The following is a 14,137-nucleotide window of genomic DNA, read 5'->3' on the forward strand; positions in this document are numbered from 1 at the left end:
CTAACCAGTTGCGGCAGACTGCACAGGTCTAATAGGAGGCTACGTTGTCGATCCTCGCCTCTCAGCTATCTTCATATCCTCCTTTCTCAGCGTGTGGAGGATAGTCAACTCTTCTCGATATTGATCAACCGACAACTCTCCATTAGTTAGACCCTCCAGAAGCGCCACTTCCTGCTTTGAGTAATATTCGAGGGTCATTATCATATTTGCAGAAGAAATCGTCTCTGAGTAATCCACAAGCCTTTGGTAGGCCAGATCGATGTAGGTTTTTAAGGTGTCGATGTTTTTGTGGCCAGTCCACTGCGCTACCTCAGCTTTGAATGCTTCAGTATTTAGTAATGCCTTAAACTGCTCTGGTTCGTTGAACTGGTGCCGCTGAATGAGAAGAACAAATAGGTTTGTACAGAAGGCATGTCGAAACATGTGGGCACACGCAGCTTCAGTTACACCGGCAGCCTTTCTTAGCTTGTATATCTCTGAGCCTAATGTGCCGGGATCAAGAGGCATTCCAGTTGTATCAGACACGAAAAAATAGTCATGATCATTATTAAGACCCAAACATCTCTTCACTTTAGGATTGCGGTGAATTCTTATATGCTTTTTTAGACTATTAAGAAGGCCTTTGCTCACTGGTACGGTTCTTTCAGCTCCCTCCTCACCCTTCAAAGTATCTAAGCGAAGCATCGGGTCTTGCATCTTAGAAGCCGCCATTATGTCTGATACTGTGAGCGTTGTAAGCTCTCCGCGCCTCGCACCAGTATTTTCGAGAAGATCAATAAGGCAGGTTCGTCTCTGCTGTAGAAAACGATCTCCAATGGCTTTGTTGGCTTCACGTAGCTTTAGAACAACGCTCGGATCAATTGGGTCGCGAGTACGTAGTGGCTCGCCTGACGAAATTGACGTGTGTGTCCATGTTACTTGGTAATTAACCTTATTTCTGCCACGTTTGTCATTATACCTAATCTCAACAATACGTTCTTCACCTCGAATAATTCCTTCAGGCGCAACAAAATCTTTAATTTTGTAAAATTTTCCAACATATGAAAGGAAGTCTAATGCACGGCGGCCAATTTCATTTGTCCTGTTCTCATTACGAACCTTGAATGTTGGGTTATCGAGGCGCACTTCCGTGCGTATGGCCGATACAAAGCTTGAGAAAATGTCGTCGTTAATATCAGTTAGATATATGTTCTTGTAAAAACAATACCGGATAAGTTGAGAGATATCCCTTGCAATGCCTCCAACTGTACCTCCGCTGGAATCTCTTCTGGAAAGGATACGATCTCCTCTCCCGGAGCGATCAGAGACCGCTATAATGTAGAGATTGCCAATTAGACAAGACTTACCATCAGGCCAGGTAACGAAAGAAAAATTGTCTCTATTCTTAGTGACAAGGTTGCCCAATGAGTAATAGCTAAACAAATCAAGCTCAGGTATCAATATTACCAATTGTTTTCGGTCTTTGAGCTTCATTTTAAATGATCTCTCAAAGGATTAATATTAACAACGTTGCTATTCTCTACATTGTTATAGGGTGGAGCGTTAAGTGAAATAATCGCTTTCAATCTTTCAATCGAATCAAAACAAAGCTTATCTCTCGCTTCAGGCTTTGAAGCTGACATAATGTTCCTAAGAGAATGCATAGCACTAGCTACACCTTGCAAAAGAATGAGGTTTATTTTTCGCTGCTCCTCCAATTGGTGTTCTAACTCGGAGACCTTTTTGTGTAACCCCGCCTTTGTTCTCTTATTGGGAGCATTCTCCTTCTCTAAGTGCAGATTAATAGCGTCCAACGCATTAATCCTTAACTTGTTGATTAAAGAAAATCCGCCATCGAGAACTTCGCTTGAATAGTTCTTTAAAGTATTGAGGCTCATCGGTGACGTTCGGCGAGACTTTTTGCCTTCAAAAAACTCAACTTCTAAGCCGGCAGTTCTCCTTTGGTCTTTGAGGTCTGACGCTAGATCTGTATTATCAGCATAGATGTGAGGGTTTGCCGACACATCGATGAGGAAATCTTTTAGTGCTATAACGCCATCAATAGACTTCTGCTTTCGAGAACTATTTGCCATTGCTATGCTGCGTCCAATATCTTCACAATGACGCGCATCTGCTCGCCATTTTCGTCTTCGAAAAATTCAGGCTCAATTTCGATATTGCCTTCTTCAAGGAGCGATGTGATGTAATCCTCAATTTCGTTGGAGTCAACCAAATGGAAGTCGTCGGTACCAAATTTGGCTTTTAACAAACAGGCGAGTTCTTTGTAGTTGTCGTCACCTTTATGGTACAGATACTCGGTAATATATTGGGCTTTAGCGCCTCGCAAAACTGGACCATCTGTTGTTTCGGTAATGTAGTGCCATACGTGCTTCCTGTCTGTATGGCCTAGCATCCATTGAAGGGTTTCTAACCCTCCAAAGCTTGAAGAGTAGAAGAAGAGCATTGAGAAAAAACGACGCAACTGATGTTGTCTTATATAATACCGTTGATTATCGTCGTTTAGTGGTGTTTCAAAGTAATCACAAAAGGCATCAAAATTACGATGATGCGTACATTGTCCGGAATATGATAATCGTATTTCGCCAGTCCCAGGAGGAACAGCAAATAAATTGGTGTGCTTTTCTAAAGCGCCTACAGCTATTAGATTTGACTGGAATTTTTCTATTGCCTCGATCATTTCAACCGCAATAGGCTCGATGGGGCGGGCTTCGGTTTGCCTTAGGCCAAACACACCTCTAGTGCTTTTTCTGTTTTGAAAAAGCAGCCATCCTTTCGATTCGTCTAGGCAATTACCAGCAATGAGATCGCATAATTCACCTTGACGCCTTGCCATCAAAGCGCCAACGACAGTTTGAACTGCACCGTAATAAACGGTGACAAGCTCTACCAAGCCTTGATTAGATCTCAGTGCATTGAAGTGTTCCTTATGGGCTAAACTTCTGGAGTCAGTTGGAAGCGTGCCAGGCGATCTAGCAGTCAGGCCAAGCTTCTTCACGCCTAGTTTTCTTAAGCCAGGGCTCACTAACTCGGCTATTTGTTCATGTTCAAGACGGGTGGCAGAGCTGTTAGATTGGATGCAATATCGAGCTACGTCGACATAGCTGTTAAGGATATCTTCACCATACTCAATATGAAACTCAATAGCCTTCCTAACCGCTGAAAACACTAGGTCAGATGGCAGCGTTTGGTATCTTCCAAGTTTTTTTACGTTGGGCTGATAATTGTATATTTCAATAAGACTGTCCACAGGCGGAGCAGGAATATTCAATGCATGAAGTTCGCCTATGGAATAGAGATTCTCTTTGAAGTAGCGGAAATGCGTACTACTCATCTGTGAGACGTCTTCTCTGGTCGAGCAAGGAACCATATTGAATTCCCTGTTGCCATGCCCCTCGCGAGGTATTTCGAGAAGATCAAAGCTATGTTTTGGCTCGGACTTGAGTCTGACGGTGTTCCTATAGATCTCCTTTGATAACAAAATCGAGTTAGGAACTAAGCCGCGTGACCTGGATTCGTATAATCCGTGGTGCATGATTGCAGCACGAATAATGGGGACATCCTTAAGATCAATGTCTAGCAACTGTTCCTCTTCCTGCTCTGGTGTTATCACACTGAGATTTGGGTCGGTTTTTAATAACTCATCAAGTATATTTCGATCCGTTGAGTTAACAAGATTGATCAAGTAGTTTGATAGATTTCCGGACCAGTCGAATAGCGACTCATTTGTAATCGAATGGGCGGCGATCCTATCAAGTATTAGTTTTAGATCGTCACTTGTTATTGCGGCGAGCCCTGTTTTAGACAGCTGGTAGTCATAAGAATTGTGCAGAAAATAGTCAACAAATCGTATTACTTGATTGAACGCCGATGCTTGTGTTTTTAAACTATTGGTAAGACTGCCATTACCCCGCTTAGCGGAGGTAGCGATAATCAACCAATGCTTAAAGCCCTCTAATAGATCGGCGTGTTCAGCCGACAGCAATTGTGACCCGTCATCAAGCTCTACATCCCAATTCAACTCCTTGTTATTTTTGTAATTAAAGCTATACACCCAAACGGGTTCGGGAAAATCACTCAGAAGCCAGTCCGCTTTGCTGTATTTGAGCTTGGGAGTTTCGAGAACATCTTCGAGAAACGATAGTTCAGCGGGAAGCCGCATGGATCATCCTCATCATTCGGTTAGGTTCAGCGTGCAGTAACGCAATATCAAGGTGTTCTAGAAGGAGCGGATCCTGGCCTTTGCTAATCTCGTTTGTTATAAGCTTGGAGACTTGGCTCCAGTATTTTGCAAGCCCGTTAACGTGGTTAGGGGTTGGTGATAATTCGACTGCTTTTTCTAAAGAAACAAGCGCTGTCAGAATGCCAGCGTCTACGCTTATAAGCACATGCCCGTTATTTTTATCAACCTCTGATCTCTGATTGGATGGATTTGAAAGATGTCTCGGTATCTCTTTCAATCTGTGGTTAGAAAGAAATTCATGCAAATCCTCCATCGTTTCAAAACTGGCGGCCCGTAATAGATGTGGACTGGACTTCATCACCTCACAGACAAATGCTTTTTGGAAGATTCGAATCCATCTGGTTTGGAAAAATGCCAAGATTGGCTCAGGTAGATAATGGGACAAAAGATCTGTGCTGTAATTTTTATGGCCAAGCGCTTTAGCCATTGCGTCCACACTTTGTGTCTCTAAGTAAATTTCCACCGCTCTTGATGCGCGTACTGCACTTAATGATACGCGCTTCATAAAGCGAACCGCATCTTCTTCGTCATGAGGTTTCTCAAAAACCCTCAATACGTCAATGAACTTATCTCTTGCGGCCCTGGCGCTGCGTTGACTCTCGATTGTGCTTGTAGACCATGATGGTGCTTTAGCAACTAATGGTTTGCCGAATCCCCGGCCACAGGTTAGAAATAGATATCGCCAGTTGTCGTCGTCAGTATTCTTGCAATATTCTCGTAAAGAAGAAGTAATTTCGATTACTTGCTTGACCAGATCGGCTGCCTTATCTGTAAGCGGAATCTTTTGTTGGGCTAGCTTTTTCCCTCTTCGTCGTTTATAGCCCATCAGCTGATAGCCGTCACCAGATTTAGTGAATCCGACTAACCTGCCAGCTTTGTCGTAGAGTGCAAATTGCGTAAGAAAGGTAGGAGTAATTTCCGGGCGCTCACAAGCTAGAAGAAGCATAAAAGGGTAAAGGGTGTTGACCGTAGGCAATCCCAAAAGTTGAGCAAGCGCATATTTCTCTTCATTGCCGAAAAGCCTCACCTGCCTGTTTTTCTGGTCTACAAGATCACGGTAGTCGGTGGCTTCAAATGTAGCGCAGAGGTTCTCTAAGCCGATTTCATAAAGAGATTTTTCACTGTTGCCGCCAGTTTGACAAACCCCAAATTTGCTAAGTTCTAACCGCCTAACGGATCTTTGATACAAATCCTTAGTAAAATGCTCGGCCCATGAGCGGACTACAGACATATCCTGTTTGACGTCGTGAAATAGTAGTCGTATTGCTTGCTCATCTGTGTACTGGAGTGGGACCTCTGTGATCAGCTTGGTTTGAACTTGACTGCCATCTTCGTTTATTTTTATTTTAGTTTGTACACCAGATACCCCTGATTTTATTGCGGGTTTTGGCAGAGAAAGAGAAAAAGGAGGTACCCAGAGGCCTGTATCAATAAAAGCCTGGTGAATGTTATTTATGAATGTTCCCCACTCCTTGACCTTAGAGTTAATATTTAAGCCTCGCTTATTGCAATCAATAAAATGGTCGCGCATGAACTCCTTAAAAAAATCCTCAATTCGTAAAGGATCAGAGAATGTGTCAACGGGCCATTTGCTAGGATTTGATGCAAGATAATTGATAAAAGTATTCGGGATTGTGAGCAATGGTCTGGCCTGCTTTTCGAAATGACGCTTGTATGCATCAAAAATCATACAGGCAAAGTCTTTTCCATGACTATTCCATAGTGATGGTATGCGCAGGTGTATCTCTTTGCCCTCCCTGCTTGTCGCCATCCAGCCTGACCAGTACAGGCATGTTTCTGCGTCTAGGAGTTTCTTTTTTGCTTCCCATCTGTGGGAAAACCTCTCAGGCAGGTCTGGGCTCCATTTATGAACCCAAAGAGACGGAATATCAGATTTGAGTGAGTCTAGGGTGAGCGCAAGAACTCTGATGAGTTGATATGTGCTATGGGTTGGTAGATCTACGAGCTCCCCTGAATTTAATGCCCCAATGAACCCCTCTACGATTATGGTGAACTTATTAGACGAGAGGTAGGCATACGAAATGTCTGTGTTTGTGATGTCACAGAAGCATTCAAGAAGAATTATCACGGAATTTATGCGGAGAGCTATTGATCCCTGGATATCGACGTCAGCATGCTTTAGAAGGGCGGCAACAACGTCCTTTTCCAGCCTCTTGAACGGATAGCTTTTAAGAGCAACACTTTTCGTGACAGGTGTCATCTACATGGGATCTCCAAATAGAGGCAGAAAAACAAGCAATATCAAGGAAGGTAACCATTAATGACAGGAAACTGCAAGAAGCAAAAATCACGAACGTTCGCTGCAGGCTGACCTTGGCCTGGCGCTGGTGAGGGAATCGCGGCAGGCATTGCGGGAAGACTTACGGGTGATCGTGATGTCGGCAACCCTGGATACCATGCCGATTGCCCGCCTGCTGGGCGACGTACCGGTATTAACCAGTGAAGGCCGGGTGTTTCCTGTGGATGTGGCCTATCGGCCCCTTCCCCGTAATGGCCGGGTAGTAGAGCAGGTAGTGGCGGTGATTCGCGAGGCACTGGAGGCCCAGACCGGGTCGCTTCTGGTCTTTCTTCCGGGTGCTGGTGAAATCCGACGGGCGGAAAGACAGCTTCAGGGCCTGGTGGATAGCAAGGTTATCGTGGCCCCGCTCTATGGCAACCTCAAAAACGACGAACAGGACCGTGCCATTGCGCCGGCGCCCGAGGGTTACCGCAAGGTGGTCCTGGCCACCGCCATCGCGGAATCCAGCCTGACTATCGAAGGCATACGGGTGGTTATCGACAGTGGCCAGCAACGTCGTGCGGTGTTCGACGCCAACAGTGGCATGACACGGCTGGTAACCGGCTGGGTTTCAAAGGCATCAGCGGAGCAGCGCAAAGGGCGGGCGGGCCGGGTTGAGCCTGGGGTCTGCTACCGATTGTGGACCGAGTCGGCCCAGTTCGGGCTGGCGGAATTCACCTCGCCGGAAATACACGAGGCCGACCTGGCGCCTTCGGTGCTGGAACTGGCCCAGTGGGGGGCACGGTCTGCGGACCAACTGGACTGGATCGACCCACCGCCCCCCGCCCATTGGCAGCAGGCGGTGGAGTTGCTGCAATGGCTGGATATGCTCGACCCCGAAGGCGCGATAACCGAACATGGCAAGACCTCGCGGGATATGGGGGTGCACCCGCGCCTGGCCCATATGATCATCCGCGGCCGTGCCATTGGCCACGGCTATCTCGCGGCGGAGCTAGCGGCTCTATTGGAGGAGCGGGACCTCGCCGGGCGGTCGGCGGGCGCAGACATGCAGGAGCGGGTGCGGATACTTCGTAACCCAGGGGGGCGTCACGGTGTTGATGCCGCGAGAGTGAAAGCCATTGGCCAATCAGTGTCGCGGCTGGCTGGTCAACTGGATCGCCCGAGTGAGACGCCGGCTGGTGACGAGATAGGTCGCCTGCTCGCTCTGGCTTATCCGGACCGGGTGGCTTGCAAGCGGCGGGGGGAAGCTCCCCGTTACCAGCTCAGTAACGGTCGTGGCGCGGTTTTGCGGGATGAGGACCCTCTTGCCCGACACCAGTGGCTGGCGACAGCCGAACTTGACGGCCAGGCCAGGGAAGCCACCATCTATCTTGCAGCACCGGTTGATCCGGCGCTTCTGGAGCAGGATCTGGCCACTCACATCCATGAACAGGACGAAGCGGTCTGGGACGATAGCCGTGGAACGGTGGTCGCCCGCCGTGTCAGAAAACTGGGCCAACTGGTACTGGACGAAAAAGCCCTGCCGGCGCCGTCTCTGGAACTGGTGCAACAGGGGCTGCTGGCGGCCGTCAGGAAGAAAGGGCTCAGAAGCCTGCCCTGGACCCCGGCGGCGGAGCAATGGCTTGCCCGGGTCGCACTCCTGGCCCGTTGCTTCCCCGGCGATTGGCCTGAGATTGGCGAGGACTGGCTCACCGCCAACCTGCAAACCTGGCTCGGGCCATTCCTTACCGGAGTAACCCGCTGGCGTGATCTGGAAAAACTCAATCTCCATCAGGCTCTTGCCAGTTTGCTGGACTACCAGCAACAAACGATGCTGGAGCAGCTGACGCCCACCCGCCTCACCGTACCCGCCGGACACCAGGTAACGCTGGACTATACCGCGGAAAACGGACCCGTCCTGGCGGCCAAGCTGCAGGCTCTGTTCGGCTGGACTGAGACCCCGACAGTGGCCCGCGGCCGGGTCCCAGTCGTTATCCACCTTCTTTCTCCGGCACAACGCCCCTTGGCCGTGACGGCAGACCTCACCAGCTTCTGGCGCAATGCCTACCCGGACGTACGCAAGGAGATGCGCGGGCGCTACCCCAAACACCCCTGGCCGGAAGATCCATTCACCGCCGAGGCGAGTCAGAGAACGAAAAAACGCCCTGTTCGCTGATTTTGCCGGTAACCAGAGACTCCGGAACGGGTTCGAAATAAAGATTTCGGGGCGTGATCCACTCGCCCGCCGGAGTATGTAATTCACTGGCCGGCATTTCTTCCAGAGTAACTTCATCGCTGGCCTGATCACTGACCCTGAAACTGTCCCCCAGCACCCAGAAAGGCGTGTGGTGCTCGTGGGCCGCCAGTGCGAGCAGGCGGGTTCCGCTTTTATTGATAAAATGCCCGTCCGCCAGCCAGGTATCGCAACCGGTAATTACGACATCCGCCCGGGGTACAAACAGGCCCATCTGGGCGTCGGTAATCAGCGTAACCGGTACACTCAGATCGTTCAGGTCCAGTGCCAACTGGTGTCCCTCCATGCCGGGACTGCTCTGGGTGCAGATGACGGAAAACCGGTGCTGCTCCTGGGCAAGCAAACGAAAAAGCCCCAGCACAACCGAGCTGGCGCTGTGGGTCATGATGACTGCATCGGCGGGGATCTGCTGGCGCGCATACTGCGCTATGGCTGAACTGGCGTTATCCAGTTCACTGATAACCTGGTGGACCGCAAGTTGTGGCGTACACCCGTCACTTAACAGCGACTCCACCTTGGTCATGGCGTTGCCGATTACAATCATACTGGGGCGGGCTTTGCGGAGTTCATCAAGCAGGGATCTCAGGGATGCCGGCTCAGGGTCTGTCGCCCCCACATACGAAGCCAGGTTCCTGAGGGTATTCAGCGCCAGCGCCGTGGCCCCGGACTGATAATCCTCCCGGAGCCCGTTCAGTAGCTCCTGTGCTCTGTCATCAAAACCGGCCATCGCTGCTACTCCCTGCCATTCAGAATCAAGGGTAGCAGCGCGACTAACGGTTGTCCGCGAGGTTTATTCAATCACCGTGCGGCTGGTTTCCAGATAGTCTTTGCCATTACTGGCGACACCTTTGGTATCAGCACTTTCTGAGGCGAGGTGGATTTCTTCCAGCGTCACCGCCAGTCCATCAAACTCTTCGTTAATCTTGCCGAGGGCGTTTTCCAGCGTGTAGGTAAGCTGATGGATTTCGTTCATGGCTTCCGGCGTCAGTTCTCCATCCAGGATTTTCTCGAGCTTTTCGTTGTACTCAGAGAAATTAGCCACGGCCTCTTTCAGAGTGGCAGATTTTTCACCTTCATAGTGTTCAACCTCGTCAGCAAGCGAAGCCACTGGAAAAGTCAGGGCAGCACAGGTGAGCAGTGCCAGGGTCTGTTTTCTCATATCGTTTTCTCCTTGTCGATATTAATAATGATAATAGTTCGCGTTCAAGATTAGGGTAAGTTTGTTCTGCTGGCAATGATTTCTGTCAGTTTTTGGCTTTTGGTAGGACTGACGGTTCTGGTGAGGATCGGGGTGGTGGGGGTATTTTTCCTTGAGAATGGAACTCGCTTCGCTCAGACACCCATTCCTGGCGGAAAAATACCCCCGTACCCCTCCCCCAACACCAGCAGTCCTACCAAGCGAATAAACATTGCACCCAACCAAAACCTGTATAAAATGCGACCAACTCAACCACACACCCAACCCACATGAAACTGGTTTCCTTCGATATATTCCGCACCCTGGGCTTCCCGGGCACCACCATCCTCAAACCCGAACAATTCCTGGCCCACAAGGCCCTGCTTCGAGAGGCAGACTGGGTTCTGTTTCCGGAATACTGGCAGTTGAACGCCCTGACTTATGGCTTGAAATGCCGGGTCTTTCCCAGTGTTGCCAGCTATCACATCGGCCATGACAAGGTCGAGATGACCCGTGCTTTCCAGACGGTTGCCCCGGAGCATACGCCCTGGACACTGATAGAGGCCAACGGCCCCGACGAACAGCAGGCGGTGTGGGATGCCATGGTGCTGCCGTTTGTGGCCAAACTACCAAAGGCCAGTATGGGCGAGGGAGTGTGGCTGATAGAGAATCGGGCAGACTGGCGGCGGTACTGCGAGCAGACCAGCGTGTTGTATGCCCAGGAATACCTGCCGATCGACAGGGACGCACGGGTGGTGATTGTCGGGGACAGGGTTGTGTCTGCCTACTGGCGGACCCAGGCCGACCAGGGGTTCTATAACAACGTTTCGCGCGGTGGGCGTATCGATAACGGCACTGTCCCCTCCGTGGTAACGGATCTTGCGTTACGCCTTGCGCGTGGGTTGGGCGTAGACCATGCCGGTTTCGATATTGCCCTGGTGGAAGGGCATCCCTACGTACTCGAGTTCAACCGGTTATTCGGAAACCAGGGGTTGGGAAAGGGAAGCGAGCTGAAGACCGCGATACTGGAATATCTGCAACAGCACGCCGAGCCCGAGGACCCTGACGGCCCCGCAGGCCCCACGCCATTCTGGCCTGTTGCCGTCTGATTTCGAACCGGGCTTTCGGGCCGTTCGGGCGGCAGCCCCTATGGGTAGATATGCTCATATCCGGGCGCCCGAAAAAGCCCGATGATCGCGCCAATAACGGGTGCTGCAGAGTTGCTGTGGTGCCTTTTTTTGCCTGTTTGCCCCCTGGAGGGAAACACCATCCATGACTGACTCTGCCAACGCTATCATTGCTGATTACTACACCGCTGAGACCTTTGCGCGTATCAAGGCGTTTGCCGATACCAAGGACACGCCCTGCGTCGTCATCGATACCGTCACCATTGACCGTCAGTACGACGAACTGGTGGAAGGCTTTCCGTATGCCAACGTCTACTATGCGGTAAAGGCCAACCCGGCTCCGCAGGTTCTGACCATGCTCAGGGACAAGGGTGCCAGCTTTGATATCGCGTCTGTGTATGAACTCGAAAAAGTCATGGATCTGGGTGTAACCGGAGAGCGCATCAGTTACGGCAACACCATCAAGAAAGCGAAAGACATTCGCACCTTCTACGAAAAAGGCGTGCGCCTGTTCGCCACTGACTCCGAAGCGGACCTGCGCAACATCGCCAAGGCAGCCCCTGGCTCCAAGGTGTATGTACGCATCCTGACCGAAGGCACCCTGACCGCCGACTGGCCCCTGTCACGCAAATTTGGCTGTCAGACCGACATGGCCATGGACCTGCTGATCCTGGCCCGCGATCTGGGCCTGGTGCCTTATGGTGTTTCTTTCCACGTGGGTTCCCAGCAACGGGAAATCGGCGCGTGGGACGCGGCCCTGGGCAAGGTGAAGGTGATTTTCGAGCGCCTGAAGGAAGAAGACGGCATCGAGCTGAAGATGATCAACATGGGCGGTGGCTTCCCGGCCAACTACATTACCCGCACTAACGATCTGAAAACCTATGCTGAGGAGATCAAGCGCTTCCTTGATGAGGATTTTGGGAATGAACTACCCGAAATTATTATCGAGCCGGGCCGCTCGTTGATTTCCAACGCCGGTGTTCTGGTGAGTGAAGTGGTGCTGATTTCCCGAAAGTCACGCACAGCCCTGCACCGTTGGGTATTCACCGATGTAGGCAAATTCGGCGGCCTGATCGAAACCCTGGACGAATCCATCAAATTCCCGATCTACACCGAAAAATCCGGCGAAGGTGAGGACTGTGTGATTGCGGGCCCAACCTGCGACAGTGCCGACATTATGTATGAACACCACAAGTACCCGTTGCCACTGAACCTGGCCATTGGCGATAGGATGTATTGGTTGTCTACGGGTGCCTATACGACCACCTACAGCGCCATTGAATTCAACGGGTTTCCCCCGCTTAAAGATTATTACATCTGACATTGGGGCGGCCGCGGGGCGGGGGTACTGTTTTCCTTGGAAATGGAACTCGCTTCGCTCAGACACCCATTTCTGGCGGAAAACAGTACCCCCACCCCACGGCTAGCAAGTTGGGAGTGGGATTCCTTTTGAGGGTCAGCTTTTGGGTTGGCCCTTTTGTCGTTTCAGGTCCAGGGTAAATGTCAGGGGAAGGACCAGGATGCAGTAGGCGATGATGAAACCAACGGCGTATCGCGCGTCGTCGCCCCAGTCGGCTAATAAACCGCCGACCATGGGAACCGAGAACGCCAGGGTGTAACCGACGAGAAAGTTGCCAGCTGACAGGCGGCCCGTCTCCCTTGCTTCCACCAGTACGGGTGGTAATGCCACCAGCAGGATCAGCAGAATACCCGCCGTAAAGCTCATGAACGTTGCGCTCGCGATCGACCCCCAGCCGGTAAACGATATCGTGCCGACCGTGCCAACAACGCTACAGATTGCTGTCACGATAACCGGCAATTTCCGGCCCACCCAGTATCTGGCCATTTTCAGCATTACCAGTGAGGCGATCACCTGAGCGAAGTTGTACCAGAATAACGCATCAGCCAGCATTTCGAAGTTGCCCTGCTGCTCCAGCAGGTTTCCCATGTAGGCATTGAGGCCGAAGAACAGCGAGCCGGAGAGGCCGAGCAGGAGGCCTATTTTCAGGGTAAGGGGGTTTTTCCAGTCAGGTAACCAGGCGGGGTTTTTTACCGGCCGCGACATTTCTCTATTGGGCAGGAACAGGGCTGCGGCCACCAGTAAAGCCGGTAATGACCAGGCTAGCAGAGTCGCTCGCCAACTCTCGTCCATCAGCGGCATCAATACTGGCAAGGTGATGCCCGCGCCGATGAATTCGCCCATCAGCATACCGTTCATGTAGATGGCGGAGCCGATGGCCAGGTGGTGGGGTTCCAGCCATCGGGGCAGCAGCGCCGGCAAAGAGGGTTGCATCATGGCGATACCCAGGCCCATAACGGCGCTGGCCAGCATCAGGGTGACGGTGTCCGGTGACAGGCCGCGGCCGGCGGAGCCGATGACCATGATCACCATGGCCAGCGCCAGGGTGTTGCGGGGGCCTAGCCGTGCGATGGCGAGGGACCCGGGCATGGAGCCGACGGCCAGCATTAATATGGGTAAGGTGGTGAGAGCACCGGTCAGAGCCTGCGACAGGCCGAGTTCGTCGCTGATGAACGGGGCCAGCGGAGGCGCCACCAGTATCGGTATACGCAGGTATATACCGGACAGCCAAAGCAACACCGCCACCGGGAGCAGCTTTGCTGCCGGTGGCGGTACTGGGGTTCTAAAAGCGTCAGCCACTGGGGCCGGGCTTAAATGTCGCTGGTGTCCAGAGTGTAAGCGCCGTCCTCGTCGTGGACTTCGCGTCCGGTCACCGGCGGGTTAAAGGCACAGATCAGGCGCATGTCTTCGGTGCCCCCGCGGAGGGTATGGGGGTCGTTCTTGTCAAGCGCGTACAGGGTGCCGTCAGAAATCTCGTGGGTCTCGCCGGTTTCCTTGTCGAGGATGGTGCCGTTACCGGCGACGCAGTACACCGCCTCCAGATGGTTCTTGTACCAGAGGTTCAGCTCGGCCCCGGCAGGGATAATGGTCTCGTGGAACGAAAACCCCATGCCGTCTTTTTTGAGCAGCATGCGTCGGCTGGTCCAGCCCGGCCCTGTTACTTCGCGCTCAGTGCCAATGATGTCCTCAACTCGTACAATTTTCATACTTATCCCTCATTTTTTGATGGAGCAGCCTTAC

The 14,137-nt window shown here is 51.6% G+C and carries 10 protein-coding genes and 1 pseudogene; 3 read left to right on the forward strand and 8 right to left on the reverse strand.

Annotated features, from left to right (window positions below):
* Positions 1-39: 39 nt before the first annotated feature.
* From ABJM11_RS00225 to ABJM11_RS00240, 4 genes are read right to left on the reverse strand one after another with little or no spacing between them, the layout of a single operon-like run.
* Positions 40-1,473, reverse strand: coding sequence for a tyrosine-type recombinase/integrase (locus tag ABJM11_RS00225; protein ID WP_348296565.1), 1,434 nt, complete (start codon positions 1,471-1,473; stop codon positions 40-42).
* The gene (locus ABJM11_RS00230) at positions 1,470-2,072 is read right to left on the reverse strand and encodes a hypothetical protein (RefSeq protein WP_348296566.1); all 603 of its coding nucleotides are present in this window, start codon (positions 2,070-2,072) and stop codon (positions 1,470-1,472) included. Before ABJM11_RS00230 ends, ABJM11_RS00225 begins: the two co-directional genes overlap by 4 nt.
* Before the next feature lie 2 nt (positions 2,073-2,074).
* On the reverse strand, positions 2,075-4,159 hold the full coding sequence (locus tag ABJM11_RS00235) for an integrase (RefSeq protein ID WP_348296567.1): 2,085 nt from the start codon (positions 4,157-4,159) through the stop codon (positions 2,075-2,077).
* A complete protein-coding gene (locus ABJM11_RS00240; RefSeq protein ID WP_348296568.1) occupies positions 4,143-6,461 on the reverse strand; it encodes a hypothetical protein in 2,319 nt (772 codons plus the stop codon). Before ABJM11_RS00240 ends, ABJM11_RS00235 begins: the two co-directional genes overlap by 17 nt.
* An 88-nt stretch (positions 6,462-6,549) precedes the next feature.
* Between ABJM11_RS00240 and hrpB the strand changes: the two are divergent.
* Positions 6,550-8,655, forward strand: a pseudogene (hrpB, locus tag ABJM11_RS00245) (ATP-dependent helicase HrpB); the annotation flags it as partial.
* On the opposite strand, the gene ABJM11_RS00250 reads toward hrpB, so the two are convergent.
* Positions 8,609-9,460, reverse strand: coding sequence for a translation initiation factor eIF-2B (locus tag ABJM11_RS00250; protein ID WP_348296569.1), 852 nt, complete (start codon positions 9,458-9,460; stop codon positions 8,609-8,611). The pseudogene hrpB and the gene ABJM11_RS00250 overlap by 47 nt on opposite strands.
* A gap of 63 nt (positions 9,461-9,523) precedes the next feature.
* Positions 9,524-9,892 carry a DUF6746 family protein gene (locus ABJM11_RS00255; RefSeq protein ID WP_348296570.1) on the reverse strand — a complete coding sequence of 123 codons (369 nt, stop codon included), beginning with the start codon at positions 9,890-9,892 and terminating at the stop codon, positions 9,524-9,526.
* Positions 9,893-10,200: 308 nt separating this feature from the next.
* Between ABJM11_RS00255 and ABJM11_RS00260 the strand changes: the two genes are divergently transcribed.
* Both ABJM11_RS00260 and ABJM11_RS00265 read left to right on the forward strand, forming a co-directional pair.
* Positions 10,201-11,019 carry a hypothetical protein gene (locus tag ABJM11_RS00260; protein WP_348296571.1) on the forward strand — a complete coding sequence of 273 codons (819 nt, stop codon included), beginning with the start codon at positions 10,201-10,203 and terminating at the stop codon, positions 11,017-11,019.
* A gap of 163 nt (positions 11,020-11,182) precedes the next feature.
* Positions 11,183-12,358 carry a type III PLP-dependent enzyme gene (locus ABJM11_RS00265; RefSeq protein ID WP_348296572.1) on the forward strand — a complete coding sequence of 392 codons (1,176 nt, stop codon included), beginning with the start codon at positions 11,183-11,185 and terminating at the stop codon, positions 12,356-12,358.
* Between the two features lie 135 nt (positions 12,359-12,493).
* On the opposite strand, the gene ABJM11_RS00270 is transcribed toward ABJM11_RS00265, so the two are convergent.
* Together ABJM11_RS00270 and ABJM11_RS00275 are read right to left on the reverse strand one after the other, a co-directional pair.
* Entirely contained in the window at positions 12,494-13,696 is a 1,203-nt protein-coding gene (locus ABJM11_RS00270) for an MFS transporter (RefSeq protein ID WP_348296573.1), read from the reverse strand.
* Positions 13,697-13,707: 11 nt separating this feature from the next.
* Entirely contained in the window at positions 13,708-14,103 is a 396-nt protein-coding gene (locus ABJM11_RS00275; RefSeq protein WP_150991352.1) for an ectoine synthase, read from the reverse strand.
* Positions 14,104-14,137: the final 34 nt, after the last annotated feature.

It is taken from the genome of Marinobacter sp. (assembly GCF_039977835.1).
Taxonomy (GTDB): domain Bacteria; phylum Pseudomonadota; class Gammaproteobacteria; order Pseudomonadales; family Oleiphilaceae; genus Marinobacter.

Excerpts from the sequence above, each read along its gene's own strand:
- ABJM11_RS00225 (WP_348296565.1), bottom strand. The coding sequence starts at position 1,473 with ATGAAGCTCAAAGACCGAAAACAATTGGTAATATTGATACCTGAGCTT.
- ABJM11_RS00230 (WP_348296566.1), bottom strand. The coding sequence starts at position 2,072 with ATGGCAAATAGTTCTCGAAAGCAGAAGTCTATTGATGGCGTTATAGCA.
- ABJM11_RS00235 (WP_348296567.1), bottom strand. The coding sequence starts at position 4,159 with ATGCGGCTTCCCGCTGAACTATCGTTTCTCGAAGATGTTCTCGAAACT.
- ABJM11_RS00240 (WP_348296568.1), bottom strand. The coding sequence starts at position 6,461 with ATGACACCTGTCACGAAAAGTGTTGCTCTTAAAAGCTATCCGTTCAAG.
- ABJM11_RS00250 (WP_348296569.1), bottom strand. The coding sequence starts at position 9,460 with ATGGCCGGTTTTGATGACAGAGCACAGGAGCTACTGAACGGGCTCCGG.
- ABJM11_RS00255 (WP_348296570.1), bottom strand. The coding sequence starts at position 9,892 with ATGAGAAAACAGACCCTGGCACTGCTCACCTGTGCTGCCCTGACTTTT.
- ABJM11_RS00260 (WP_348296571.1), top strand. The coding sequence starts at position 10,201 with ATGAAACTGGTTTCCTTCGATATATTCCGCACCCTGGGCTTCCCGGGC.
- ABJM11_RS00265 (WP_348296572.1), top strand. The coding sequence starts at position 11,183 with ATGACTGACTCTGCCAACGCTATCATTGCTGATTACTACACCGCTGAG.
- ABJM11_RS00275 (WP_150991352.1), bottom strand. The coding sequence starts at position 14,103 with ATGAAAATTGTACGAGTTGAGGACATCATTGGCACTGAGCGCGAAGTA.